Source organism: Cupriavidus sp. GW823-FHT07A04, from assembly GCF_058794615.1.
In genome coordinates this window covers 111,529-137,809 of record NZ_JBXAHA010000013.1, presented here as the reverse complement: position 1 = coordinate 137,809, position 26,281 = coordinate 111,529, and the positions used below count along the sequence as shown (strand labels likewise).

The 26,281-nt window shown below is 65.3% G+C and carries 22 protein-coding genes; 14 read left to right on the top strand and 8 right to left on the bottom strand.

Features of this window, described 5'->3' with window-relative positions; translation table 11 throughout:
• The first annotated feature begins 16 nt into the window (after positions 1-16).
• The 4 genes from AC1Q7Q_RS23055 (at position 17) to AC1Q7Q_RS23040 (ending at position 4,881) form a co-directional block, all read left to right on the top strand.
• Entirely contained in the window at positions 17-631 is a 615-nt protein-coding gene (locus AC1Q7Q_RS23055) for a glutathione S-transferase family protein (protein ID WP_492371830.1), read from the top strand.
• Positions 632-689: 58 nt separating this feature from the next.
• Positions 690-2,816, top strand: a complete 2,127-nt coding sequence (locus tag AC1Q7Q_RS23050; RefSeq protein WP_492371831.1) for a 2Fe-2S iron-sulfur cluster-binding protein — start codon at positions 690-692, stop codon at positions 2,814-2,816.
• A gap of 227 nt (positions 2,817-3,043) precedes the next feature.
• Positions 3,044-3,916: a fumarylacetoacetate hydrolase family protein gene (locus AC1Q7Q_RS23045; protein ID WP_492371832.1), complete on the top strand. Its 873-nt coding sequence runs from the start codon at positions 3,044-3,046 to the stop codon at positions 3,914-3,916.
• A 26-nt stretch (positions 3,917-3,942) separates the two neighbouring features.
• A complete protein-coding gene (locus AC1Q7Q_RS23040; RefSeq protein ID WP_492387218.1) occupies positions 3,943-4,881 on the top strand; it encodes a VOC family protein in 939 nt (312 codons plus the stop codon).
• 104 nt (positions 4,882-4,985) lie between these two features.
• Here the strand turns inward: AC1Q7Q_RS23040 and AC1Q7Q_RS23035 are convergent, their stop codons facing one another.
• From AC1Q7Q_RS23035 to AC1Q7Q_RS23020, 4 genes are all read right to left on the bottom strand, one after another.
• Positions 4,986-5,768 carry a GntR family transcriptional regulator gene (locus tag AC1Q7Q_RS23035; protein ID WP_492371834.1) on the bottom strand — a complete coding sequence of 261 codons (783 nt, stop codon included), beginning with the start codon at positions 5,766-5,768 and terminating at the stop codon, positions 4,986-4,988.
• A gap of 96 nt (positions 5,769-5,864) precedes the next feature.
• Positions 5,865-6,956, bottom strand: coding sequence for a porin (locus AC1Q7Q_RS23030; RefSeq protein ID WP_492371835.1), 1,092 nt, complete (start codon positions 6,954-6,956; stop codon positions 5,865-5,867).
• Between the two features lie 218 nt (positions 6,957-7,174).
• The gene (locus AC1Q7Q_RS23025; protein ID WP_492371836.1) at positions 7,175-8,863 is read right to left on the bottom strand and encodes an FAD-dependent monooxygenase; all 1,689 of its coding nucleotides are present in this window, start codon (positions 8,861-8,863) and stop codon (positions 7,175-7,177) included.
• 14 nt (positions 8,864-8,877) lie between these two features.
• A complete protein-coding gene (locus AC1Q7Q_RS23020) occupies positions 8,878-9,852 on the bottom strand; it encodes a Bug family tripartite tricarboxylate transporter substrate binding protein (RefSeq protein ID WP_492371837.1) in 975 nt (324 codons plus the stop codon).
• A 131-nt stretch (positions 9,853-9,983) separates the two neighbouring features.
• Between AC1Q7Q_RS23020 and AC1Q7Q_RS23015 the strand changes: the two genes are divergently transcribed.
• Positions 9,984-10,892 carry a LysR substrate-binding domain-containing protein gene (locus tag AC1Q7Q_RS23015; protein ID WP_492371838.1) on the top strand — a complete coding sequence of 303 codons (909 nt, stop codon included), beginning with the start codon at positions 9,984-9,986 and terminating at the stop codon, positions 10,890-10,892.
• Between the two features lie 22 nt (positions 10,893-10,914).
• Here AC1Q7Q_RS23015 and AC1Q7Q_RS23010 read toward each other — a convergent pair whose 3' ends face one another.
• Positions 10,915-11,961, bottom strand: a complete 1,047-nt coding sequence (locus AC1Q7Q_RS23010; protein ID WP_492371849.1) for a type II asparaginase — start codon at positions 11,959-11,961, stop codon at positions 10,915-10,917.
• 394 nt (positions 11,962-12,355) lie between these two features.
• Here AC1Q7Q_RS23010 and AC1Q7Q_RS23005 point away from each other — a divergent pair, with 394 nt between their 5' ends.
• The 3 genes from AC1Q7Q_RS23005 to cuyB all read left to right on the top strand — a co-directional run bounded on the left by AC1Q7Q_RS23005 (position 12,356) and on the right by cuyB (position 16,230).
• Positions 12,356-13,255 carry a LysR substrate-binding domain-containing protein gene (locus AC1Q7Q_RS23005; protein WP_492371839.1) on the top strand — a complete coding sequence of 300 codons (900 nt, stop codon included), beginning with the start codon at positions 12,356-12,358 and terminating at the stop codon, positions 13,253-13,255.
• 231 nt (positions 13,256-13,486) lie between these two features.
• Positions 13,487-14,764 (top strand): dicarboxylate/amino acid:cation symporter, encoded by a 1,278-nt coding sequence (locus tag AC1Q7Q_RS23000; RefSeq protein ID WP_492371840.1) that lies wholly within the window; start codon positions 13,487-13,489, stop codon positions 14,762-14,764.
• On the top strand, positions 14,761-16,230 hold the full coding sequence (gene cuyB, locus AC1Q7Q_RS22995) for a cysteate racemase (RefSeq protein WP_492371850.1): 1,470 nt from the start codon (positions 14,761-14,763) through the stop codon (positions 16,228-16,230). The genes AC1Q7Q_RS23000 and cuyB overlap by 4 nt, the downstream gene beginning before the upstream one ends.
• A gap of 105 nt (positions 16,231-16,335) precedes the next feature.
• Here the strand turns inward: cuyB and AC1Q7Q_RS22990 are convergent, their stop codons facing one another.
• On the bottom strand, positions 16,336-17,238 hold the full coding sequence (locus AC1Q7Q_RS22990; RefSeq protein WP_492387217.1) for a LysR family transcriptional regulator: 903 nt from the start codon (positions 17,236-17,238) through the stop codon (positions 16,336-16,338).
• Positions 17,239-17,382: 144 nt separating this feature from the next.
• On the opposite strand from AC1Q7Q_RS22990, the gene AC1Q7Q_RS22985 reads away from it, so the two are divergent.
• The 4 genes from AC1Q7Q_RS22985 to AC1Q7Q_RS22970 all read left to right on the top strand — a co-directional run bounded on the left by AC1Q7Q_RS22985 (position 17,383) and on the right by AC1Q7Q_RS22970 (position 21,760).
• Entirely contained in the window at positions 17,383-18,378 is a 996-nt protein-coding gene (locus AC1Q7Q_RS22985; protein ID WP_492371842.1) for a hydroxyacid dehydrogenase, read from the top strand.
• A gap of 41 nt (positions 18,379-18,419) precedes the next feature.
• The gene (locus AC1Q7Q_RS22980) at positions 18,420-19,118 is read left to right on the top strand and encodes an RraA family protein (protein ID WP_492371843.1); all 699 of its coding nucleotides are present in this window, start codon (positions 18,420-18,422) and stop codon (positions 19,116-19,118) included.
• 50 nt (positions 19,119-19,168) lie between these two features.
• The gene (locus AC1Q7Q_RS22975; protein ID WP_492371844.1) at positions 19,169-20,143 is read left to right on the top strand and encodes a Bug family tripartite tricarboxylate transporter substrate binding protein; all 975 of its coding nucleotides are present in this window, start codon (positions 19,169-19,171) and stop codon (positions 20,141-20,143) included.
• A 492-nt stretch (positions 20,144-20,635) separates the two neighbouring features.
• On the top strand, positions 20,636-21,760 hold the full coding sequence (locus AC1Q7Q_RS22970; RefSeq protein WP_492370889.1) for an NAD(P)/FAD-dependent oxidoreductase: 1,125 nt from the start codon (positions 20,636-20,638) through the stop codon (positions 21,758-21,760).
• Positions 21,761-21,809: 49 nt separating this feature from the next.
• On the opposite strand, the gene AC1Q7Q_RS22965 is transcribed toward AC1Q7Q_RS22970, so the two are convergent.
• Entirely contained in the window at positions 21,810-22,781 is a 972-nt protein-coding gene (locus tag AC1Q7Q_RS22965) for a Bug family tripartite tricarboxylate transporter substrate binding protein (protein ID WP_492370890.1), read from the bottom strand.
• Between the two features lie 108 nt (positions 22,782-22,889).
• Here AC1Q7Q_RS22965 and AC1Q7Q_RS22960 point away from each other — a divergent pair, with 108 nt between their 5' ends.
• On the top strand, positions 22,890-23,522 hold the full coding sequence (locus AC1Q7Q_RS22960) for a helix-turn-helix domain-containing protein (protein ID WP_492370891.1): 633 nt from the start codon (positions 22,890-22,892) through the stop codon (positions 23,520-23,522).
• 226 nt (positions 23,523-23,748) lie between these two features.
• Positions 23,749-25,008, top strand: a complete 1,260-nt coding sequence (locus tag AC1Q7Q_RS22955) for an alpha/beta hydrolase family protein (RefSeq protein WP_492370892.1) — start codon at positions 23,749-23,751, stop codon at positions 25,006-25,008.
• A gap of 43 nt (positions 25,009-25,051) precedes the next feature.
• On the opposite strand, the gene AC1Q7Q_RS22950 is transcribed toward AC1Q7Q_RS22955, so the two are convergent.
• On the bottom strand, positions 25,052-26,086 hold the full coding sequence (locus tag AC1Q7Q_RS22950; protein WP_492370893.1) for a porin: 1,035 nt from the start codon (positions 26,084-26,086) through the stop codon (positions 25,052-25,054).
• Between the last annotated feature and the right edge of the window lie 195 nt (positions 26,087-26,281).

The following is a 26,281-nucleotide window of genomic DNA, read 5'->3' as shown; positions in this document are numbered from 1 at the left end:
GCCGAGGACCACCGCCATGCAAGTCTACTGCCACCCCCTCTCCGGACACTCGCACCGCGTCCGCCTGTTCCTGTCGCTGATCGGCGCCCATGCCGAAGCAATCGAGGTCGATCTGGCCAACGGCGCGCACAAGGCCCCCGAATTCCTCAAGCTCAACCCGTTCGGCCAGGTGCCCGTGCTGGTGGACAACGACACCGTGATCACCGACTCCAACGCCATCCTGGTGTACCTGGCCAAGAGGTTCGGCAAGACGGACTGGCTACCCGAATCGCCCGCCGGTGCCGCCGCGGTACAGAAATGGCTGTCGGTCGCCGCCGGCGAGATCGCCTACGGCCCGGCCGCCGCGCGCCTCGTCACCGTGTTCGGCGCCCCCTACAACGCCAAGGAAGTGATTGCCCGCGCGCACGTCATCCTCAAGCGTGTTGACGACGCGCTGGCCAAGGGCAAGTGGCTGGCCGCGGGCCACCCCACGCTGGCCGATGTGGCACTGTACAGCTACATCGCCCGGGCGCCCGAGGGCTTTGTCGATCTGTCGGGCTACGCCAACGTCAAGGCCTGGCTGCAGCGCATCGAAGCCCTGCCGGGCTTTGTGGCGTTCAAGCAGACGCCGGCCGGCCTCGCCGCCGCCTGATCGGCACGCCGGTCCGTTAGCCTGGCCATCGATCGCCGCACAGCAAGGAGCATCCGCCATGTCCACCCAAGCCCATCCATCCGCGCAACCCTGGCACGCCGGCGAGCGTAGCCTGCAGGCTCGCGCAGGCGTTGCCGGGCGCATGGAGGACGTCGGGCTGCGCGTGGTGCGCGACTACATGCCCGACCAGCACCGCGAGTTCTTCGCGCAACTGCCAATGGTGGTGCTGGGCGCGGTCGCGCCGGATGGCCGGGTGTGGGCAACGCTGCGTGCCGGGAAGCCGGGCTTCCTGAACTCGCCGGACGCCACCACGCTGAACATCGCCATGGCCCGCGAGCCCGCCGACCCGGCGGACGCCGGCATGGAAGACGGCAGCGCCATAGGCCTGCTGGGCATCGACCTGCTGAGCCGCCGGCGCAACCGCATGAACGGCACGGCCCGACGTGCCACTGGTGCCGCCACTGGTGCCGCCACTGGTGCCGCCAGTGGCAGCGACGGCGGGCTGCGGATCGACGTGGGGCAGAGCTTCGGCAACTGCCCGCAGTACATCCAGAAGCGTGTGTTCGAATTCACGCGCGCGCCAGGCACGCCCGCCCCGGCGGCGGCGCAGCACTTCAGCGCGCTGGATGCGCGCGCGCGCACGCTGATTGGCTCCGCTGACACGTTCTTTGTCGCGTCCTACGTGGACCTCGAAAAGGGGGAGCGCCAGGTGGATGTGTCGCATCGCGGCGGCAAGCCCGGCTTTGTCCGGATCGATGCGGACGGCGGCCTGACCATTCCCGACTTTGCCGGCAACCTGTTTTTCAACACGCTTGGCAACTTCGTGGTCAACCCCATCGCCGGCCTCGTCTTTGCCGACTTCAGCACCGGCGAGCTGCTCCAGCTCTCCGGCAAGGCCGAGGTCATCCTGGACTCGCCCGAGATCGCCGCCTTCCAGGGCGCGGAACGCCTGTGGCGCTTCCTGCCCGAACAGATCGTGCGACGCGACGAAGCACTGCCGCTGCGCTGGCAGCCGCAAGCCGATGGCGCATCGCCGAACTCGCTGATGACCGGCAGCTGGGACGAAGCGGCCAGCCGCCAGCGCGCCGCGGCGCTGGCCAACGCGTGGCGGCCCTTGCGCGTCGCGCGCATCGTCGACGAAAGCAGCGTGATCCGGTCCTTCCACCTGGAACCCACTGACGGCGCCGGCCGCGTGGCGCATCTGGCAGGCCAGTTCCTGCCGATTCGCGTCACGCTGGCGGGCCATGCGCAGCCGGTGATGCGCACCTACACGCTGTCGGTGTCGCCGGCGGACGATGTGTACCGCATCAGCGTGAAGCGCGAAGGCACTGTGTCGCGCCACCTGCACGACAACGTCAAGGTCGGCGACCTGATCGAAGCCCGCGCACCGTCCGGCGCCTTCACCATCGAGACCGCCGAGCGCAGGCCGGCCGTGCTGCTGGCCGCAGGCATCGGCGTCACGCCGATGCTGGCCATGCTCCGCCAGATCGTCTATGAAGGCCTGCGCAAGCGCCGGGTCCGCCCGACGTGGTTCTTCCACTCGGCGCGCACGGTGGCTGAGCGCGCATTCAGCAAGGAGCTTGCGACGCTCGCCGAGAGCGCCGGCGGCGCGGTGGAACTGGTGCGCCTGCTGAGCGACCCGAAGGACGCCACGCGGGTCAAGGACTACGACGTGTCCGGGCGCATCGACATCGACCTGCTGCGCGCGCGCCTGCCCCTCGACGACTACGACTTCTACCTGTGCGGGCCAACCGCGTTCATGCAATCGCTCTACGATGGCCTGCGCGCGCTCAGCATCGCCGATTCACGCATCCATGCGGAAGCCTTTGGCGCATCGTCGCTGGTACGCAACCGCGACGCCGGCCGCCCGGCCGCGCCCACGGCCAGGCCCGCGCTGCAGCCCGTGCCAGTCACCTTCGTGCAATCGGCCAAGGAAGCCCGCTGGACGCCCGCCGGCGGCTCGCTGCTGGAGCTGGCCGAGCAGCGCGGCCTGGCGCCGGCCTTCGGTTGCCGCGGCGGCAGCTGCGGCTCGTGCAGCACGCGTGTGCTGCAGGGCGCGGTGGCCTACGCCACAGCGCCGGAGTTCGACGTGGCGCAAGGCGAGGCGCTGATCTGCTGCGCGGTGCCAGCGGCGGTGGATGCCGACGGGAACCAAGCCGTCGTGCCGCTGCAGCTGGATCTTTGAGCCGGTTTGCCAGAAGAACGCGAACGCCGGCGCTAGAACCTTCCCGCAACCCTTGCCAGCACCGACAACGGGCCATGTGCGCAACAGCCAACAAAGAGCCCACAAAGTGGGGCGCCTCCACCAAAACAATCTACAAAAGTTGTTTTTGTATATATTTTCGCTTAGCATAGACAAACGATCGCGCGACAGCGATTGCCCATTCCAACCCTAGAGAGACAGGAAATCCGATGCGTTACGTCCGCTTTATCCTCGATGGCAAGAAACACCTGGGCGCCCGCGAAGGTGACAAGATCCGTATCCTGGGCGAGGCATCGCTCGAATCGCTGCTGGCCGCCGGCGTGGACCTTGAGACGTACGCGTCGCTGCAGACGGGTGGCCGCCTGGTGTCGGAGGCCAACATCACCTTCCTGCCGGTGCTCGAGCATCCCGCCAAGATCTTCTGCATTGGCCTGAACTACGCCGACCACACCAAGGAAAGCAAGTACGAGCAGCCGACCTACCCAACCATCTTCCCGCGCTACGACACCAGCCTGGTGGGTCACGGCCAGCCCATCATCCGCCCGCGCGTGTCCGACACGCTGGACTATGAAGGCGAACTGGCCGTGGTGCTGAAGAAGGGCGGCCGCCACATCGCCAAGGAAGACGCGCTCGACTGCATCGCCGGCTATGCGCTGTTCAACGACGGCTCGGTGCGCGAGTACCAGTTCCTCTCGCCGCAATGGACGGTGGGCAAGAACTTCGACGCCACCGGCGCCTTCGGCCCCGAACTGGTAACCGCCAGCGAAGTGCCGGCCGGCGCCAGGGGCCTGCTGCTGGAAACGCGCCTGAACGGCAAGGTGGTGCAATCCGCCAGCACGGATACCATGGTCTTCGACATCGCCACGCTGATCTCGGTGATCAGCCAAGCCATCACGCTGGAGGCGAGCGACGTGATCGTGACCGGCACGCCCAGCGGCATCGGCTGGGCGCGCGAGCCCAAGCTGCTGATGCGCCCGGGCGACGTGTGCGAAGTGTCGGTGACCGGTTTCGCGCCGCTGCGCAATACCATTGCCGATGAAGCCGAAGCCGGCGGTACCGTCAAGGCAGCCCGGGCCGCCTGACGCCACGCGACCAGCGGAGGAGACAAATGGAAGAAAACAATGAGGCCCGCGAGCGCGAGCCCGCCGTGCATTCGCTCGACCACTACGCACTGACGGTGCCGGACCTGAGCGTCGCGGAGCACTTCCTCGGCGCATTCGGGCTGACAGTCGTCAGGCAAGACGACACGCTGGAAGTGCTCGCTCAGGACGAACGCGTCTGGGCCCGGTTCTTCCCCGGCGAGCGCAAGGCCCTGGCCTACCTGAGCTTCAACTGTTTCGCGGGGGATTTCGAAGGCATCCGCCGGAAGCTGCTCGCCGCCAACGTTACGTTTGCCAGCGACGCCGCCCATGCCACGGCCGAAGGGCTGTGGTTCCTTGATGCCGACGGCAACCTGATCCAGGTCAAGCCCGGGCCCAAGACCTCGCCCAGCGCGAAAAGCCCGCTGAAGAACATCCACGGCCCAGCGGACATGCGCGGCGCGACCTTCCGCAACCGGGTCGGCAAGATCCGCCCGCGGCGCCTGTCGCACGTGCTGCTGTTCACGCCGGACGTATCCCGCGCCGTCGCGTTCTACCACGACACGCTAGGCCTGCGCCTGTCCGACCGCTCGGGCGACGGCATTGCCTTCACCCACGCGCCGCACGGCTGCGACCATCACCTGCTGGCCTTCGCCAAGAGCTCGGCGCGCGGCTGGCACCATGCCGCATGGGATGTCGCCAGCGTGGACGAAGTCGGCCAGGGTGCGGGGCAGATGGCGGTCGCCGGCTACAAGGAAGGCTGGGGCACCGGGCGCCATGTGCTGGGCTCGAACTTCTTCCACTACGTGCGCGATCCCTGGGGCTCGTTCTGCGAGTACTCGGCGGACATCGACTACATCTCCGCCGGCCATGCGTGGCCGGCCGGCGATTACGCGCCGGAAGACTCGCTGTACCAGTGGGGGCCGGATGTGCCGCCGTATTTCATTCATAACACCGAGGCGGAGTAGAAGCCGCGCTAGCCATACCGCGAACACCATCACGGGCGGATAGGCCCGCCCGTGATGGTGTTCGTCCGTTCGTCTGATCGTCCTCTTGTCGGCCACCGCCTCCGCTACACCGCAGCCGCCTTCTTCACCCTCGCCTTCCCCGCCCCCGCCGCCTTCTGCGCGGCCAGATGCGCCATGACGAGATCCGTCGTCACCTGGAAGTGTTCATGGAGCAGCCGGCATGCCCTGTCGGCATCACCCTGCACTGCCGCGTCCACAATGGCTTCGTGCTCTGCCATGACATCGCGCTTGCGGCCTGACTGCGGGATGTTCATCGACAGCAGCCGGTACCTCGCGGTCTGATCGCGGAGCAAGGCGGAGAAACGGCGCAGCCAAGGCGACTCGCATCCCGCAACCAGCGCCGCATGAAAGTCCGAATGGGCGTCTTCCCAGTCCGGGTTCATCTGGCGGCCTTCGCCGGGCATGTGCATCGGAATCCGTTTGAGGCGGTGATGCGCGGCGATGAGCTGCCCCTCCCACTCCACGTTGGCGCAGGCGATGGCGTCGCGCAGCGCTTGCGTCTCGATCTGCTGGCGCACGCGGGTGATGTCGAGCAGTTCGCTCTCGGACAACTCGGCAACGCGAAAGCCCTTCTGGTCGATGGCAACGACGAAGCCCGTGGCGCACAGGCGCGACAGCGCCTCGCGCAGGGGGATCACGCCCGCCTGGTAACGCTCGGAGAGTTCCTTGAGCCGCAGCTTGCTGCCGGCGGGCAGCTTGCCCTGGATGATCTCTTCCCGGACCGTGAGCTCGAGAATGGACGCCCAAGTGCGTCCGCCCATGTCCGTGGCGCCGGGTTCGGCGACGTCCGGCGTTGCGGTGGTGTGCCCTTTGGTTGAGGTAGCCAAGTCATCCCCGTTTCATAGATATTCTGCATTTTATCTATTTTTAAGGGCCACCCGTACCAGCGGGGCCCCGATGATGCACGGGAATGGCGGCTTCAGTCAGAAGATGTGCTTTATCCCCAGCATGGCGCCGAGCTGGTTGCCGCCCGGTGCGACATTGCTGCCTGGCGAGCCGGAACTGACGGACAGGCCGAGGTTGCCCCGGTTGTCGATAAAGCCGGCGGTGCCGTAGACGGAGGTCCGCCTGGAGAAGGCGTAGGTGGCGCGTGCGGCGTACAGCCAGGCCTTGTTGGCGCTGTTGTGATAGCGCAGGTAGAAAACTTCGCCGTCCACGCTGAACGCGGACGTGATCGCGTATGACGCACCGGCGTACCACAGGTCGCTGCGCGGCGTCGGGCTGCCATTGTTGTCGCGCCGGATCAGGCCGGCGCCGATCTTGCCCTGGCCCACGTTGGCGTAGCCGTTGACGGACAAGCGGTCGTCCTTCAGGCCGCTGCTGGCCAGGCCGCCGAACGCGCCCGGGCCGCCACGGATGGAATCGTAGGCCGCGCCCACGCCCCAGGTGCCGGTGTCGTACTTCAGCAGCGCGGACCATTCGCGGCAGGCGCGCTGGTCAGCGGGATTCTCGCCGCCGCAGTTGGTGCCCGACGGGCTGGGGCCGGCATTGACTGCATCGCGCCCGAAGCTGTAGGTGCCGCCGATGGTCACACCGCCGAAGGTGCCTTTGTACGACACGGCATTGTCGGCCCGCGCATTCGGCAGGTAGCTGTCGAGCGACGACGTGCCAAAGGTGTTCGGGCCTAGCATGTCAGCTTCCAGCGTGGACCAGAACAGCATCGTGTACTGCCTCCCGAACGCGACCTGGCCCCAGTTGCCCGAGAGGCCGACCCATGCCTGCCTGCCAAACAGCCGGTTGCCCTGGTTCGATGTACCCGAGTCCGGGGCAAAGCCGGACTCCAGCGCGAACTGCGCCTTGAGCCCGTTGCCAAGGTCCTCGGTGCCGCGCAGGCCCCAGCGCGACGGCACCGTGCCCGCCAGGCTGTTCATGCGGGTCACGCTGTCCTTGCTGGCGCCGATATTGTTGACGTACTCGACGCCGGTATCGATAACGCCATAGAGCGTCACCGACTGCGCCTGCGCGAGCGCAGGAACCGCGGCAATGCACGCGGCCGCTAGCCATCTGGTTTTCATCAGTCTCCTCCTGTGGTTGATTTTTTATTTGGTGCTTCGGACTTTCGTGTGGGTACCGCATGCGGGTGCGAGTTGCCGGAAGCAAAACGCTGGTTTGCTCCCCTCTCCCATGAAATGGGAGAGGGGAGCTACGGCAGCGCTGGATTTAGCCCAGCGATGAATCGACCCACATGAAAGTCTGAAGCACCTTTTATTTGTTGATGCTGCGGCGATGCTGGCTAGACTTCGGCGCTATGCGCAGCGACTACCGTCGCCGCCGCCTCGCTACGGCCGGTAGCCAGCGCGAGCACGGGCCCGGCACCCGCCGAGGCCGCACCGCGCCATGCCACGTGGTGATCCGGGCGGATCAGCACAAGTTCCGCGCCATAGAGCGCGCGCACCGCGTCGTCATCCACGCGGACGACATCGAGTTGCATGCCGTTGCGACGCGCGGCCTGGGTCCACGCGTGGGGATCGACATCCGTGAATGCCAGAAGCGTGAAGTCCCGGCCGAACAGATCGAACAGCACCTTGGCGCCGACCACCGCGTGCGGCGCGCGAGCGCCTGGGTAAGCACTGGGCACGTAGCGGTTGGGATCGTCGGGCGGCGGGGCGGTGGATTCGCTCGCCACAATTGGGCTGCCAGCGTAGCGCACGCCGAGTTGCAAACCCGGGATATTGAATTCCTTGCTCGCATGGCTGGCCAGCGCCTGGCCCAGCGCGGCGCGGGCGCGCTCGCCCGCAGAGCCTGCCTCGCCGACGTCCGTGCCAACGCGGATGTTGCCGATGCTGTCCGCCATGCGCCGTGCGAACGCGGTGTTGCGCAGCGCGATGGGCCGCCGCTCAGTGTCATAGGTGTCGAGCAACGCGGCGGGCGCTGCCCCTTGCGTCACCGCGGCGAGCTTCCAGCCAAGGTTGACGGCGTCATCGATGGACGTGTTGTAGCCCATGCCGCCGGTTGGCGTGAACAGGTGCGCGGCGTCGCCGGCCAGGAACATCCGGCCGGACGACATGCGGTCCGCCACCAGCGTGTAGCCGGCCACCCAGGGCATCATCGCAATCAGGTTGAAGTCAAAGCTGGTGCCGACCACCGCGCGCGCTACCGCTGCCGGGTCGATGTCCCGTGCGTCGCAGCCAGCTTCGAGCTGGATGGCCAGCAGGAACGTCTCGACGCCATCGATCGCGATCAGCAGGCCGCGCTGCTGCGCGTTCACGGCCCAGTATTGCCATGCGCGGTCCTTGCCCAGCGCCGCATAGAGATCCTTGGCGCGCAAGTAGATCGACAGCATCTGCCCGCCAAAGAAGTCGCGCTGCTCGCCGCCCTGCCCGGAGTACGCAATGCCCAGCGACTTGCGCACCAGGCTGCGCGGCCCGTCGCAGCCCACCAGGTAGCGCGCCCTGACCTGCCAGCGCGCGCCGCCGTCGGCCGGCATCACGTCGACGGTGACACCATCGTCCGTTTGCGCAACCGCCATGGCCTGCTGGCCGAGATGCAGCTGCACGCTCTGGTAGCTTGCCGCCTGCTGGCGCAGCACCGGCTCGATATACATCTGCTGCGCGCGGTGCGGGAGTTCGGGCGTCGGCCACGCGCCGTCGCCATAGTCGCCAACCGAGGCACGGGAGCTGGCCTGCTCGCGTGAAGGGATCTTGAACCGGGCCAGCTCGACGCCGGCAATCTGCGTGCAATAGACCACGTCCTGCGGATGCCCGGGAGGCAAGCCCAGCGCCCGGATGGCATCGGCAAAGCCACGACGGCGGTAGTGCTCCATCGTGCGCGAAGATGTTGCATTGGCCTTGGGAAAGGCGGGTGGATCCAGGTCATCTTCCAGCAGGACGCAGCTAACGTTGCGGCATCCTAGTTCGATGGCCAGCATGAGCCCGGCCGGGCCACCGCCGATGATGGCAACCTCGGTTTGCACTGTCTTCACGATGGTGTTTCCAATCAGTTGATGGTGGCGCCAGTGCGCTTGACCATGTCCGCGTAGCGCGGCGTGTCCTTGCGCATCCATTCAGAAACCTGTTCGCTGGTGCTGCCTGCCGGGACAAAGCCGAAGGTGGCCATCTTGGCCTTGACCTCGGGCGTATCCAGCGCCTCGCGCACCGCCTTGCCGATGGCGGAGATGCGCTCCGGCGGCGTGCCAGCGGGCGCCAGCAGCGCGACCCAGGTCGAGGCCTCGATGCCGCGTGGGCCGCCGGCTTCCTCGATAGTCGGGACGTCCGGCAACGCGATGGAGCGCTTGTGATCCGCTACCGCCAGCACGCGCAGCTTGCCCGCCTGGATCAGCGGCCCAGCCGTGGCGTATGAGCCCAACGCCCAGGTGACCTCGCCATTGGCTACTGCGGTGTAGAGCTGTGCGGTGTCCTTGAATGGCGCGTGCAGCATCTGCGTGCCGGTGGCGGCCTCAAGCTGGGCGGCGCCCAGGTGGCCGGGGCTGCCGACCGCCCACGAGCCATACGACACCGCGTTAGGGCCCGCCTTGGCGGCGGTCACGAGCGCGGAGATGGACTTGATGGGGCTGTGTGACGAGACCACGAGGAAAAAGGCGGTCCGGTACAGCCCGGTGACCGGCACGTAGTCCTTCACGGGGTCGTACGGCAGCTTCTTGAACAAGCTGGGATTGATGGCCAGATGGCCAACGTCCGCGATGCCCAGCTCGTACCCGGTGGCCGGCGAGCGGCGAGTGGCCTCCATGGCGATGAAGCCGTTGCCGCCCGGGCGGGCATCGACAATCACCGGCTGGTTCCAGTCCCGGCCAAGCCGGTCGCCAATCATGCGGGAGACGGCATCCGGCCCACTGCCGGCCGGGAACGGGCTAAGCAGGCGGACTGGCTTGGCAGGGAATGTCTCGGCGTGTGCAGGCAGCGCGCCGAATAGGCATGCGGCCGCGGCTGCCGCCGCGAGGGGGCCTCGAATCATCTGTGTCTCCGTCTGGTTTTATCTGGTTTTGATTTTTGTTTTTTCAATGCTTGTTTGACCGGATACTAGACGCGCCATGTAGATGCTGAAAGATGGCAAAATCGCTCCGTCGATGCCTATCGGTTATCACTATGAAACTGCATCACCTGCGCGATTTCATCGCCATCGCCGAAACGCGAAGCGTCAGAGGCGCCGCCCGCAAGCTCGGCCTGTCCCAGCCCGCGCTGACACGCAGCCTGCAAGAACTGGAAGGCGAACTCGGCACACCCCTGCTGGAGCGGCACGCCCGGGGCGTCAGCCTTACCGCTATCGGGCAGGCGTTTTTTAGTCGCGCGCACTCGGCGATGGAGGACATCAGGCGGGCGCAGGATGAGGTGGCGCAGATGCTCGGCACGCAAACGGGCGCGGTCTGCGTTGGCCTGTCGAGTGCGGTGTGGCTGGGCATGGCGGCCGAAGTCCATACGGCCTTCCGCAAGCAATACCCTGGCATTCGCTTGCGCATGGTCGAAGGCTTCTTCTCCACGCTGGAAGCAAGGCTGCAGGATGGCACGCTGGATTTCTGTATCGGCCCGCGGCCGGTGCGTGCCATCGGCGATGCGTACCAGATCCAGTTGCTCTTCCAGAACGAGCGCCTCGTGGTTTGCCGCAAAGGCCACCCCATGCGCGCAGCGAAGCGGCTCAAGGAACTGGTGGACGAAGAGTGGATCCTGACCGGCGTGCGCGAACGCGTCGAAGCCGAGTTCGAGGAACTGTTCAGCAGCCATGGCCTGAGGACACCCGTGGCCATGACGCAGGCGGAATCCATGGTCGGCGTGGCAGTGCTGCTCGGCTCGACCGACGCGCTGGCGGTGCTGCCCAGGCAATGGGTCAACTCGCCGCTGCTATCCCAGGTGATCGAGGCGATCCCCATCAGGGAACGCATCGACGGCCCTGATATCGTCCAGATTTCGCGGGCCGGGGTCCCGCTCACGCCGGCTGCGCAGCAATTGGCCACGCTGTTCGAGCGGGCAGCGGGATACTACACTGCCCGCTCCAAGTAGCGGGTCTTTTGACCTCTGTCGATCAATACGTATTGAACATGCGCTGGAGCTCGCGCGGTTCGGTGGTCTTCGTCAGGCCCAGCATCAAGAGGATGCGTGCCTTCTGCGGATTGAGCGTGTCCGAGACGACGAAGCCCTGCTTGTCGTCATCCACCTCGCCGTTGCGGGCCACAATGCCCTGGCCCACGCGGGACGAGCGCACGATGGTGACGCCCTTGCCGTGTGCGGCAACCAGCGCCGGCAACATCCTGGTCGACACGCTGCCATCGCCGACGCCGGCATAAACCACGCCCTTGCTGCCAGCCCCGACGAATGCGTTGAGCGCCGAAGGCGTGACCTCCGCGTAGCTGTAGGCAATATCGACCCTCGGCAAAGCGGTGAGGTTCGTCACATCGAACTCCGTGTCAGCCGTGTTCTTGCGGGTGGACACATGATAGAACTCCGTCCTGCCCCCCTGAATATAGCCAAGCGAGCCCAGTTCCGGCGCCTTGAAGGTGTCCACCGTGAACGTATTCGTCTTGGTGACGTCCCTCGCCCCGAGGATGTGATCGTTCATCACGACCAGCACGCCCTTGCCGACGGCGTTCGGACTCGCCGCCACGGAGACGGCGTTGTAGAGGTTCAAGGGACCGTCCGCGCTATGGGCGGTGGAAGGCCGCATCGAGCCGGTCAGCACAACCGGCTTGCGGCTCTTTACCGTCAGGTTGAGGAAGTACGCCGTCTCCTCCATCGTGTCGGTGCCGTGCGTGACCACCACACCGGCCACATCGGGCTGCGCCAGTGCCGCATTCACTTTCTTGGCCAGGTTGAGCCAGTGATCGACATCCATGTCCGAGCTGTCGATCTGGTAGACCTGCTCGCCGCTGATATTGGCCACCTTCCGCATTTCCGGCACCGCATCGACCAGCCTCTCGATTGCCACCTTGTTGGTCGAGTAGCCGACAACCGTGGTTTTTTCCGCCCCTGTTTCCGCGATGGTGCCTCCTGTTGCGAGGATCACGACGTGCGGCAACGACTTCGTTGCCGCGGGCATGGGTTGGGCCTGGGCTTGCGCCTGAGCACAGTGCATTGTCGAAAACGCGGCAATGACAACAAGCGACCGAATATAGAAAGCGGCTTTCATTTCTGTTCCCTGAATACGTGAATGTCTGAGCGGCTGGCCGGCCTCGCGTCGAGTCGATGCGAGGCCGGCCAGCCATGGTGTTCTCCGCCACCATGCCTTGGGGCACCCGCAGAACACCGGTGAAGATCGACTGACAGCAGCCACGCTGATCCGGGCCAGGGGAATGCGCCAAGCGGGTGCCAGCAGTCTTGAGCGGATAGTAGGAGGCACAAAAAAGGACGTGATGCTGGTACCGCATGCCGTCATGCGGATGAGGCATAAATAGGGTAAACGCTAGCCACCGCGCCGGATCGGAGCGGATAGTCTTCCGTGCAGTCGCATCACCGCCGGAGGTATGGACATGGAAGTCAAATGGATCGAGGACTTCATTGCCCTCACGCAGTACCAGAGCTTTTCACGCGCGGCGGAGATCCGCAACGTCACCCAGTCGGGCTTCAGCAGACGCATCCAGGCGCTCGAGCAGTGGGTGGGCGCCGACCTTGTCGACCGGAGCACTTACCCCCCCACTCTCACGCCCGCCGGGCGTCTGTTCGAGGAAGCGGCGGACGACGTCCTGAGCAAACTGGTCGATACGCGCGCCATTATCCGGTCCGAACATCGCATGCCAGGACCCGGCCTTCAGATCGCGGCCGGACACACGATATCCCTGAACTTCCTGCCGGGCTGGTTCAACGCTGTGCGCAGGCATGTCGGCGACCTGCGCGCGCGCGTGATTCCCACCAATGTGCATGACTCCGTGCTCACCCTGGTCAATGGCAATTGCGACCTGATGTTCGCTTACGACCACCCGGGCCTGCCCTTGCACCTGGACCCGGTCAAGTACCCATATCTGAGCGTGGGACAGGATACGTTCATGCCCGTGAGCAAGCCCAACCAGCGACTGGGGCCCTTGCATCGGCTGCCGGGCACGCACGGCCATCCCCTGCCATTGATCTCCTACACCAGCACGAGCTATTTCGGCCGTTGCCTCGCCCTGCTGTTGAGCCGTGCCGACACACAGCCTGTGCTCCGACTCGACTATGAGTCGGATATGGCGGAGGTGCTCAAGAAGATGCTGGTGGCGGGAGAAGGCATTGCCTGGCTACCGAAAAGCGCGATCGAGGCAGAGCTGGCCTCCGGGGCACTGGTCCCCGCCGGCGGCTCGTCCTGGTCCATCGACCTGGATCTTCGCGTGTACCGGAACCAATACAACCGCAACGAACACCTCGATACGCTCTGGCGCTATCTCAGCACGCTCTGAGCGCGCAGGCACGGGGCGCACGCTCGTTTACCCGAACTATGCGCCGCAGGCATAAGGGCTTGCGGGACTCGCATCACGGGGCCCGCTCCCTTTCGTAGTATCCGTCCATGCACTGACCGCACCGGCCTTCCAAGCCAGGCCCCGGATTCGCCGGAGGGGCCGGCGCCGTGCAACAGGCCACGGATTCAGCTCCGGCTGATTCCGGCATGAGACCTCACTGGACGGAGCAAAATGAAAAATCGCCTCACCGCAACCATTCTCGCCGGCATGGTGCTCGGCATCGCCGTCGGCTACGCCTGCCACAACATGGCGCCGGACGCCGACTCGGCCAAAGCCATTGCCGGCTATTTCTCGATCATCACCGACATCTTTCTCCGCCTGATCAAGATGATCATCGCGCCGCTCGTGTTCGCGACGCTGGTCTCGGGCCTGTCCGGCATGGAAGGGACCAGCGATGTGCGCCGTATCGGCATGCGCTCGGTGGGCTGGTTTGTCTGCGCATCCCTGATGTCGCTCACCCTGGGACTGATGCTCGCCAACCTGCTGCAACCCGGCGCGGGGCTGAACCTGACGCCGAGCAGTGCCGATGTCGCCACGGGCCTGAATACGGCTGGCCTCAACTTCAGGGACTTTATAACCCACGCCTTCCCGACCAGCCTTCTCGACGCGATGGCGCGCAACGACATCCTGCAGATCCTGGTCTTCTCGGTGCTCTTCGGTGTTGTGCTCGGCGTGCTCAAGAACGACCCGCGAGTGACGCCGCTTGCGCGCACCGTCGATGCACTGGTGCCCGCGATGCTCAAGCTCACCGACTATGTCATGGCGCTCGCGCCGATTGGTGTATTCGGCGCCATCGCATCGGCCATCACCCTGCACGGGCTCGATGTGCTGACGACCTACGGTAAGCTCATCGGCAGCTTCTATATTGGACTCGCCGTGCTCTGGGCCCTGCTGATCGGCGTCGGCTATGCCTTCCTGGGCCGCCCGATCTGGACGCTCCTGAAGGCCGTGCGCGAACCGGCCATGCTCGCGTTCTCCACCGCCAGCAGCGAGGCGGCATATCCGCGGCTGACCGAGAAGCTCGAGGCGTTCGGCGTCGACAAGAAGGTGGTTGGTTTCACCCTGCCCCTGGGCTATGCATTCAATCTCGACGGCTCGATGATGTACCAGGCGTTCGCGGCGATCTTTATCGCGCAGGCGTTCGGCATCGACATGCCGCTGTCGCAACAGATCCTGATGCTGCTGGTGCTGATGGTGAGCAGCAAGGGCATGGCTGGCGTTGCACGGGGTTCGGTGGTGGTGGTTGCCGCCGTCGCGCCGATGTTCCACCTGCCGCCGTCCGGTGTCGTGCTGATCCTTGCGATCGACCAGGTGCTGGATATGGGGCGTACCGCAACCAACGTCATCGGCAACAGCATCGCCACCGCGGCCATTGCGAAATGGGAAACGCGCCGGGCCACGCGCAACGAGGAACAAAGCTTCGACAGCTTGCAGGGGGAAGTGAAATGACTACGACACCTGATGCGCAAGGCCGCCGCTCCTTTGGCGTGATCGGTGGTCTTGGCGCACTGGCTAGCGCCGACGTGTTCTTCAAGCTGATCAAGTCGACGCCTGCACGCAACGATTCGGAGCACTTCGACATCGTCCTGGAGCAGCATCCGTTTCGAAACGCGAGCCTCACCACGGCCGCGACCACGGAGCGCAAACTGTACATCTTCGACATGATTCGCGCCTTCGAGCGGCGCGGCATCGATGCGGTGGTGCTGCCCTGCTTTCTCAGCCACACCTTCATCGACGAGCTGGCGGCGAACTCTCCGCTCCCCATCATCAACATGATGGAGGCGCTGCACAATCATGTGCGGCGCAAGTTCCCGACGCTCCGGCGCATAGGGGTGCTCGGTTCGGACTACACGCGCAGCAAGCATCTGTTCGAGCGCTACTTCGCCAGTCCGGAGTTCGAGGTATTGCACCCACGGATTGAAGGCGGCGTGGATCGCGTGACGCGCGCGGTGTATGACGCCGACGGCATCAAGAGCGGAAACCTGCGTGGCCGCCCTATCGAACTGTTGCGCGATGCCTGTGGCGACCTGATCGGCCAGGGCGCGCAACTGATCCTGCCCGGCATGACCGAGATATCCCTTGTGCTCGACGAAATCGGGCCCCTGCCGGTGCCGGTTGTCGACTCGAATCTCGCCTATGCGCAGTACGTGGTTTCAGGTGGGTATGCGGCGCCCGGGAAACAGTTCAAGGTCGGCGTGGTGGGCGGCGTCGGTCCTGCTGCTACCGTTGACTTCATCCAGAAGATCGTACGCCATACGCCCGCGACGCGCGACCAGGACCATATCAAGCTGCTGGTCGAGCAGAATCCGCAAATTCCGGATCGCACGGAGAACCTCGTCGGCGAGGGACCCGACCCGACGATTTCCCTGTATGCCACGTGCAAGAAGCTGGAGGCGGGAGATGCCGACATCGTTGCCATTCCGTGTAACACGGCGCATGCCTTTGTCGAGCGCGTGCAGCCCTATCTCAATATCCCGATCGTCAATATGCTGACGGTCACCGCGGAGTCCTTGCGCAAGGCGTTTCCAGGCCTGCACAAGGTCGGCGTACTGGCCACGTCCGGCACGGTGGCCAGCGGCGTGTACAGGAAAGCCCTTGAAACCCATGGTTTCGAGCAGGTCGTGCCAGGCCCCGGCCTCCAGGCTCGCGTGATGCATGCCATCTACGGTCCTCATGGTGTCAAGGCCGGCTTTACGACTGGCGAATGCGTCGACGACCTTGTCGCGGCGGTCGAGGAAATGGCGGCCCGCGATGTCGAAGTCGTCATCCTGGCCTGCACCGAATTGCCCTTGCTCCTGCCGCAGGCGCAAATGCGCTGTGCCAACGGCCGCGTCATCACGCTGATCGACCCGACGGATGTGCTGGCAAGACACTGCGTCGCCTGCGCGATGGGTGACGCCAAGCCCAATCCGTGAGATTGCACGCCGGTGCCCCCCTTCCGGCATCTCCACCCCAACGAGCATGTCAACCTGGGGCAGGGCACAAACGATGTCTACCCCGCCACGCTGAGGGTGGCCGCCTTAATCCACCTTGTTGAACAAGCTGCTCCCATGGTCGTGCAGCAGGGCAATCAGCCGGCCGGCCGCCGGCGATAGCGCCACATCCTTGCGATAGGTCACGCCAAAATTGCGCACCAGCGTGGTCGCCGCCAGCGGCACCTCCTCCAGTTGCCCGCCGCTTGCGCGCAAGGTGCGCCGCGAGACAAAGGTCAGTAGTTCGGTGTTGGCGACCACGCGCGGGATCAGCGGGATGGAGTTGGTCTCGATCTGCGCCACGGGCCGGGGCAGGTCGCGCGATTCGAAGGCATGGTCCAGCCAGGTCCGGCTGGCCACTGCGCGGTTGGGCAGCGCCCACTGATAGCCGGCGAGCTTGTCCAGCGTGACGCGCCGGGTCTTGAGGATCGGATGGCCCGCCACCGCGGCCACCACCACGGTGTCCTTGAGCAGCGTCTCGCAGTGAAACTCCTCTTCCTCCTCGGGCACGAAGCCCAGCACCAGGTCCAGCCGCCCCTCCCGCAGCTCGTCGCGCAGCTCGTAGTTGTTGCGGATGGTGAGCTGCAGCATCACGTTGGCGGCTTGCCCGAGCAGCATGCTGCAGATCCGCGGCAGCAGGTATTCCGCACCGAGCGGCCCGCTGCCAAGGCGCACGGTGCCGGCCACGCCGCGCGCGATGGCGCCCACCTCGTCGCGCAGCAGGTCGGCCTCCTGCAGCAGCGACGTGGCGCGCGCGCGCAGGGCGATGCCGGCCGTGCTGAGCTTTTGCCCTCTGCCCTCGCGCTCGAACAACTCGGCGCCAAGCGACGCCTCCAGCCTGTCGATGGCCTTGGTGAGCGTGGGCTGGCTGCGGTGCACCAGCTCGGCCGCGCGGCGGAAGTTGCCCGCGCTGGCCACGGCAAGGAAGTACTTGAGATCGCGAAGGTCCATGGGAGCGTGCTGCCGGGGCAGTCCTGACTGATTACTTTTTTTGAACAGATGCCAAAAATTATAAGCTGGACGGAAACTATTGAGCGAGCAAGAATTCGGCATCGCACCGGGCCTTTGCCCAACGCCTTGATCACCCTGAGCGCCATGCCAACTACCGTACTCGTCACCGCCCCTCGCCTGGCTCCGGCCGGCGTCCGCCTGCTGGAAGCAGCGGGCGCGCGGATTCTCTACCTTACCGATGCGAACGGCGCCAACGAGGCTGGCGAGGTGGCCCGCACCCTCGCTGCCGAGCCCGTGGACGCCGTCATCTCGCGCACGGTCGCACTGAGCGGCGCCGCCATCGCGGCATGCCCCACGCTGAAAGTCATTTCCAAGCACGGCGTGGGCGTCAGCAATATCGATGTGCAAGCCGCCACCGCGCGCGGCATTCCCGTCTATGTCACGCCCGGCGCCAACGCCCAGTCGGTCGCCGAGCTCACGCTTGGCCTGATGTTCGCGGCGGCGCGGCGCGTGACGTGGATGGACCGGGAGCTCCATGCCGGCCGGTGGTCGCGCGCGCAGGATGGCATCGAGCTGCATGGCCGCACGCTGGGGCTGGTTGGTTTCGGGCAGGTCGCCCAGCGCGTGGCCACCGTCTGCCTGGCGCTCGGCATGCCGGTGGTGGCGTTCGACCCGGCGCTGGCCGGGCGCGCCAGCCCTGTCGCAGGCGTGGCGCTAGCCGATTCCCTCGACGCGCTGCTTGCCGCCAGCGACGTGCTGAGCCTGCACGTGCCCCTGAACCAGCACACCCGCAACATGCTGGCCGCGCCGCAGTTCGCGCGGATGCGGCGCGGCGCCATCCTGATCAACACCGCGCGCGGCGAGGTGGTGGACGAGGCCGCGCTGGTAGCCGCGCTGCAAAGCGGGCAGCTCTACGCGGCCGGGTTGGACACCATGGCCATCGAGCCCCTGCCCGCGCACAGCCCGCTGGCCGCGCTGGACAACGTGGTGCTCACGCCCCATGTGGGTGGCTCCACGCCTGCGGCGCTGGCCACGATGGCAAGCGATGCCGCGCGCAATGTGCTCGGCTTCCTGCAAGGCAAGCCGCCCGCCGCCACCGCCTGCGTCAACCCGCAGGTGCTGGCCGTCCTCGGCGCGTAACACCACACCCCACACAACAGCAAGACACCAGGAACGCTGACATGAGCAACGAAGCCACCCAGGCATGGCCCGCGGGCTACCGGATCAACCCTTGCGCCGCCGGCCCCGCGCCAGACATCGTCGCGGCCTTCCGGGAAATGCCGGTGGCCGCCATTGGCGATGCCATGAGCCGCAACATCGGCACCATCGGCCTGCGCCCGTATCACAGCCGCCCCGACACCGTGCTGTGCGGGCCGGCCGTGACCGTGCGCGTGCGCCCGGGCGACAACCTGATGATTCACAAGGCGCTGATGATGGTCCGCCCCGGCGATGTGCTGGTGATCGACGGCGGTGGCGACATCACGCAGGCACTGGTTGGCGGCCTGATGCGCACCACGTGCGTGGCCAAGCAGCTCGGCGGGCTGGTGATCGATGGCGCCGTGCGCGACGTGCTGGAGTGGGCCGAAGGCGGCATGCCCATCTTCGCGCGCGGCCACACCCACCGCGGCCCGAGCAAGGACGGCCCCGGCGAGGTCAACGTGCCGGTGTCATGCGCCAGCATGGCCGTGATGCCAGGCGACCTGATCGTGGGCGACGCGGACGGCGTGATCGCGGTGCCGGCAGCCGAAGCCGCTGACGTCCTGCAGCGCACCCGCGCCCACCTGCTGAAGGAAGCAAAGATCCGCGCCGACAACGCCGCCGGCACCTCGGACCCCGAGCGCTTCGATGCCGCGCTGCGTGCCAAGGGACTGCCGGTCTGAATCCGGCAGGGCGCGCCCGCAGGGATACCTAGAAAAACAGGAGACAAGACATGCAACGACGCCATTTCCTCCAGGCCAGCGCCGCCATGACGCTAGTCGCCACGGGCCTTGCCCAAGCGCAAGGCCCGTGGCCACAAAAGCCGATCCGCCTCGTCGTGCCCTTCCCGCCGGGCGGAGGCACCGACACCACCTCGCGCCTGATCGCCGAGAAGCTGACCCTGAGCGACCAGTGGACGCTGGTAATCGACAACAAGCCAGGCGCGGGCGGCAACATCGGCCTGGACGCGGTAGCCAAGTCCGCGCCGGACGGCTACACCATCGGCATGGGCCAGGCCGCCAACCTGGCGATCAACCCCGCGCTGTACCCGAAGATGCCGTTCGATCCGTTGAAGGATTTCACGCCCGTTGCCGGCGTGGCGGAGCAGCCCGTGGTGCTGGTGGTGCGCCAGGATTCCCCGCTGCGCACGCTGGCCGACTTCATCAAGGCAGCCAAGGCGCGCGACGGCGACATGGGCATCGCGCAGGCCGGCAACGGCACCGTGGGCCACCTGGCCGGCGAGATGCTGGCGCGGCGCGCGCTTGTGCGGGTGCTGCAGGTGCCGTACAAGGGCGCCGGCCCGGCCATGACCGACCTGCTCGGCGGGCAGGTGGACGCCTACTTTGGCAACGCCGTCTCCGTCATGCCGCAGCTATCCGCCGGCAAGATCCGCGCGCTGGCGGTGACCTCGGCCAAGCGCCTTTCCTCGCTGCCATCCGTGCCAACGGTGGCCGAGCAAGGATTCGCCGGTTTCGAAGCCGCCACCTGGCTGGGCCTGGTCGGCCCCGCCGGCCTGCCGGCCGACATCACCGCACGCCTCAGCGCGGCGACCATCAAGGTGCTGGCGCGCCCGGACGTGCAGCAAAAGCTGGCGCAGGAAGGCAGCGTGCCCACGCCCCAGACCTCGCCGCAATTTGCCGCCCACATCCGCGCCGAACACGCCAAATGGGGCGCGCTGATCCGCGAGACGCAGATCAAGCTGAGCTGACAGCCCCAACCTGCAGGTATGTGAACCGCCGAGTTCTTGCGAGCGCCCGCCCTCTCCCCCGGCCCCTCTCCCACAAGTGGGAGAGGGGAGCCAACCAGCGGGACCAGAAACGACACGGTCAGACAAACGATTCGGTTCGGCCGTGTTTCCCGCCCCAAGGGGCGGGAAACACCCACGGCGATGCGAAGCGAGCCGTGGAGGTGTGCCAAGGCCGTATGGGGCGCCTCGGGATTCGGCGAAAAGAGCGGAAAAGAGGGACCCATGTCTGAGTATCGCCTTAAGGCGATGCGAGTTTGGGTCCCGGCCGCTCTTTTCGTTGGATCACGAGGGGTAGTCGCCCCATCCGGCGCGCCTTCTTTGCCTACTTTCTTGGCAAGACAAGAAAGTAGGTCGCCGCCCCGCAGGGGTGGTGAAACTGCAGCTGCCTTTGACTTAAAGAAGTTGCAGTTACAACCAACAACCCAATCCCCCATCAACCAGAACCAAACCAAAATGGAACAAGTTGACTGCGCCGTCATCGGCGCCGGCGTAACCGGCCTAGCCATCGCCCGCACCCTCTCCGCCGCCGGCCGCGAAGTCATCATCCTCGAAGCCGAAAACACCTTCGGCACCCACACCAGCGCCCGCAACTCAGAAGTCATCCATGCAGGCATCTCGTACGCCCCGGGATCGCTAAAGGGCAAGCTCTGCGTAGCCGGCAAGCAAGCGCTATACGCCTACTGCGCCGAACGCGGCATCGGCCACCAACGCATCGGCAAGCTGATCGTGGCGGTGCAAGAGGCCGCCATTCCCGAGTTGCACAAGTACGTGCAGCTCGGCGCCGCCCAAGGCGTCACCGACCTGCGCCTCATCGGCGCCGACGAGGCCCGCGACCTGGAACCCGAAGTGGCATGCGCGGGCGCGCTGCTGTCGCCCTCCACCGGCATCGTCGACAGCCACGGCCTGATGCTGGCCTACCTGGGCGACGCGCAGCGCCACGGCGCGGCGCTGGCGCTGAACAGCCCCGTGCTGGCGGGACGGCCAACGCCGGACGGCATCGTACTGCAGGTGGGCGGGGCAGAGCAGATGGAGTTGCTGTGCGGCACCGTGATCAACGCCGCCGGCCTCGGCGCCCAGCCCGTGGCCGCGGCCATCGCCGGCATGCCTGCCGGCAAGATCCCGCCGCTTTACTACGCCATCGGCCACTACTTCACGCTCTGCCGCCCCTCGCCCTTTCGCCGCCTGGTTTATCCCACCGGCCGCGAAGGCGCGCTGCGCGCGCACGTTACGCTGGACCTGGGCGGGCAGTGCAAGTTCGGCCCCGACCTGGACTGGCGCGACGGCGTGGACTACAGCTTCGACGCATCGCGCGAAGCCGTGTTCTACCAGGCTGTGCGCCGCTACTACCCCGCCCTGCGCGACGGCGACCTGCAGCCCGGCTACACCGGCATCCGCCCACGCCTGGCGGGCCCGGGCTCGTCGATGCACAACAGTGCAACCGACTTCATCGTGCAAGACGCGAGCGAGCACGGGATTCCCGGCCTGATCAACCTGTTTGGCATCGAGTCGCCCGGGCTGACGGCATCGCTGGCGATGGGTGAATACGTGGGTGAGCGCGTGGCGGCGCTGGCGCACTGATTACAAACATATCGCCGGCCCTCATCGAAGCGGCAGGCGATCGGGAAGGTCAGTCCATCTTGATGCCCAGGGGCGCGAGCTGTTTCCGGTATTGCTGTATCTCGCTAGACAAGTAGCTGCTGAACTGCACTGGCGTGGACAGCACCAGCTGGCCGCCCGACGTCTTCAAGAAGGCCTGGTACTCGGGACGTTGCGCAGCAACCGCCACCTCGTGCTGTAGCTCAGCGGCAGCCTGCTGTGACAGGCCAGCCGGCGCAAGCAGGCCGGACCAGGCAGGAATGTCGACGTCCCTGATGCCGAGTTCGCGTAGCGTAGGGACCGCAGGCATTTCCTTGACACGCTGCGCGCTTGAAATCGCGAGCGCGCGTGCCTTGCCCTCCTGGATCAACGGAGCGGCCAGGGACGACGCCATGAATGTGTAGTCGACGTGGCCACCCAGGATGTCGCTGATCGGCGAAGCTTTGTAGGGCACGTGCAATACCTTGATGCCCGCCGAGCGTGCAAACAGCTCGCCAATCAAGTGGGTGGTGTTGCCAGTGCCCCAGGATGCATAGCTCACCGTGCCCGGCCGTGCGTGCGCGTCCTTGATCAACTGCCTCAGGTCCTTATACGGCGAGTCCGTGCGCACAAGAACCACGAACCCTGGTGCGGTGGTCAGCAGCGTGATCGGCGTGAAGTCGCGTAGAGAGTCATAGGGCAGCTTCGTGTACAAGACAGCATTGGTCGAATGTCCGCCTGTTGTGAAAAGCAGCACGCTGCCATCTGGCTTGGCGCGCGCAACTTCGGCCGTGCCGATCAGGCCACCAGCCCCGGGCTTGTTCTCGACGAAATATTGCCGCTTGGTGGTTCGCCGGAGGTTCTCGGCGAGCATGCGCGCACTGGCGTCCAGCGCGTTTCCGGCAGGAAACGGCACAACGATGCGAACCACATCCGGGCTCGGCTGGGCGCTCGCCGCTGAAACCACAAGCGCGGTCGCCACAAGTCCAATGCGGCACAGGGAATGGCGTTTCAGGCGTTTCATTCAGTCTCCTTCTCGTTGATATGGCTAAGTTGGAGGGCTCTTGATGGCCCTGTGGTGGTGAAAAAACGGGATGTGCAACAATTGCAGACGATCTGAAAACCCGCTGCCATGACTACCAGTAAGAAGACCACCCCCAAAACCTCACCTGCCTCAACCCCGGCCAGGCCCGCCCCGGCCACCGAAGCGCGCCCAGCAGCGGACGGTCAGCGCATCAAGCAGAAACGCCTGGAGCGCGGTTGGTCGGTGCGGCATCTTGCGGCCCATAGCGGGCTTGCCATCTCCACCATCTCGAAGATCGAAAACAACAAGATGGTGCCGACGGTGGAAGTGTTCTCAAAACTGCTCGCGGCGCTGCAGACCAACCCCGGTGACTGGTTCTTCGAGGCCGATGCCGAGAGTGCGAAGCCCTTCGTCAAGCTGGTACGAGCCGGAAGCCAGGTCGGCATCGAGCATCCCGCGGTCCACCGGGACATCCTTCTCGGCGGCGCGGAGCACGGCAACATCGTGATCATGCGGCAGGTGTATCGCCCTCATGCCCCGGAGCTCCAGCAGATGGGCCATGTTGGCAACGAGCTGATCTACGTCATTCGTGGCGGCCTGGAGATCAGCATCCGGGGCCGCAAGAAGCTGCTGTTGAATCCGGGTGATTCGTTGCATTTTTCCAGCTCGCTCCCACACCGCTACGAGGCAGCCGGAGACGAGGAATGCGAAGCGCTGATGGTCTGGTGGAAGCAAGACTGAATTCCAGTGGTGGTGCTGCGTTGGTGCTTTGACGAAGCTGTAGACACCTTCGCGGTAAAGGTCGCGGCGACAGCCTAGGCAAGGCCGTTGCAAGCGAGGCCTTGCCAACGACAGTTTCCTATAGGAAACTACGGTTAGCAACAGGTGTTTCGATTTTTCATCTTCAACAAGATGATTCACGTGCACGCTAGCAACGCATTCCCCCGGGAAGGCATCGGGCCGCCTGTTGCTTGACCAGACTCCCCTCGCATGCAACGCGGGGGCTCTCGCCACCACCAACCCACCCGGCACAATGAAACTATCTATCGATCACTCGTACCATTTCGAGCTTCTTCGCATTCTTGGCCACGCCTACTATGGAGGCTCGGATGTGCAGGAAGTCCTTCAGATTGCGGGCCGCCTGACGCCGGGCGACGATGAAGGCTGGTACGAGGCCTGGAACACTCTGGCAGAAAGGCTCAAGGCGACTGCGGACGAAGCGCAGGAAAAAGGGCATCTGAAGAGCGCGTCGCAGACGTATCTGCGCGCGGCGATGTACTTCATGATCGCGGACTTCTATCTGCATGCGAACACGGACGATCCCCGCATCCTGGCATCGGGCCGCGCCAGCCGCTCCGCGTTCACAGCCGCGATTCCCGGCCTGGATTTCGAGGTCACGCGCGTAGAGATTCCCTATGAAGGCGCGTGGCTGCCCGGCTATGTCGTCAAGAAGAAGGGTACGCCGGCCGGCAAGCGCCCGACACTCATCTGCCACTCGGGATTCGACGGAAACAAAGAAGAACTGGTGGTGTTTCCCGGCATGGCCGCGGCTGAGCGCGGATACACGGTCGTGGCATTCGACGGACCGGGCCAGGGCGAGGTGGTGCGCGAGAGCCGGCGCGCGTTCCGTCCCGACTGGGACAAGGTCGTTTCCCCGGTGATCGACTTCGCGCTCACGCGCACGGACGTCGACCCCTCCCGTATCGCGCTGCTCGGCATCAGCCTCGGGGGCGTGCTCGCCCCCATCGCCGCAGCCAAGGATCACCGGATCCGGGCGCTGGTTGCCAATGGCGGGCTCTACAGCTTCCACGACGTCGTATCCGCTCGCTTCCCGGAAGCCGTGCCTGCCAACCGCGAACGCTTCGACCAGGCCGTGAACGCTGCCATCAAGACGGATACGATGTCCCGATGGGCAGTCAACCACGGCAAGCTGGTATTCGGCGTGGACAACGCCTTTGACTACGTCAACAGCACGAAGCCCTATGTGGCTGCCGATGCCGCCCAGGTACGGGCGACCACCCTGGTGATCGATTCTGAGCAGGAGGGATTCTTCGAAGGGCAACCGCAGAAACTGTACGACGCGCTGACTTGCGAGAAGACGCTGATGCGCTTCCCGTCGTCGGAGGCCGTCGGTGAGCATTGCCAGGCAGGTGCAGAAGCCGCGGGGGGGCGGAAGATCTTCGATTGGCTCGATGAAGCCATGGACGTGAAGTCCCTGAAGCCCTGAGCTTGACAAGATGACGGAGGCTGCCGGTCGGGCAGCCTCCCGATCAGAACTTGTGCCGGATACCAACGCCGAAAGCGGTCCCGCTGCCCAGGTGGCTCAACTTGTCGTAGAGCACGTTGGCATACAGGTCGCTTCGCTTGGAGAGGAAGTAGTCATAGCCAAACCCAAGATCGCTGCGCCGGATAGTGGCAACGCCGTCGGCTCTGATGACAGTCCGCACTGCGGATGCCATGAATTTTCCATTTCCGTAGGGCACGGTCATCCCAACCTGTACCGTATCGGTCTTGACGCTGTCCCCGCTGTTTCGCGTGCTGTCGTATTGAACAAACGCCTTGAGGAAGTTGAAGTCGTAGGAGACGGCAGCAGCCATTGCGGTCTGTGCCCAGCTCTTTGCAAGAAAGCCAGCGCCCACGCGCGTGCGCTGGATCGCGAAGGTCGCGCCCCAGGGCGCCTTGTCGTACAGCAGCATGGCAACGGCATTGTTGCTGGAGTTGGTCCCGGCCACCTCCCCCAGTCCATAGACGAAGCGGCCAGACAGGCCGTTGATCTCGGGAGTGTAGTAGCCGACCGCATTGCTCCAGCCGGTGTCCGCTGCGAAATAGCGGCCATACGACGGTGTCCAGAGTACATTGAGCAAAGGGGAAAACTTGGTCGAACCGCCAAAGGGGTCGAAGAGCGCGGTAGCGAGGAACATCGGGTTAGCCAGCCGGCCGGTGCGTATCTCGCCCACTTTGCTTTCCATGCCGACGTAGGCATTGCGTGCGAACAGCGCGTCGCCTGCGGCGCGTCCGCCGGCGCCGGTATCCGCGAGAAAGTAGGACTCGATCCGGAAGTTGACTGTCAGGTCGTTGCCGAGGTCTTCACTGCCGGCAAAGCCCCAAAAGGACGTCGTCATGCCACCACTTTGGACGCCGAGCACGGATTTCGGATCGCCGCTGGCCTTGCTGCTGCCAAGGAAGGTGTCGACGGCGCCGTAAAGCTGGGCGCCTGCGGCATGCGCCGCCCCCTGGGATCCCAGGAGTATCGGGAGTAGTGCGAGGATTCGTCTGCTTCGTTTTTGCGTTATTTTTTTTATCATGATTCTCCTCCATTGTTACCAGTCAAGGCATGTTGTGATCATTTAAATAATTGATGTCTTATCTCGTGATGGAAAATTTGGTGAAAATCCTCCCTTGCCGATGCGTGGATCGGAATTGTTGTTTCGATACGGAATAGGTTTCGAACGAGGAAGCGTTCAGGTATCCGCTGGACGCGGAGGAGACATCCTCAGTGT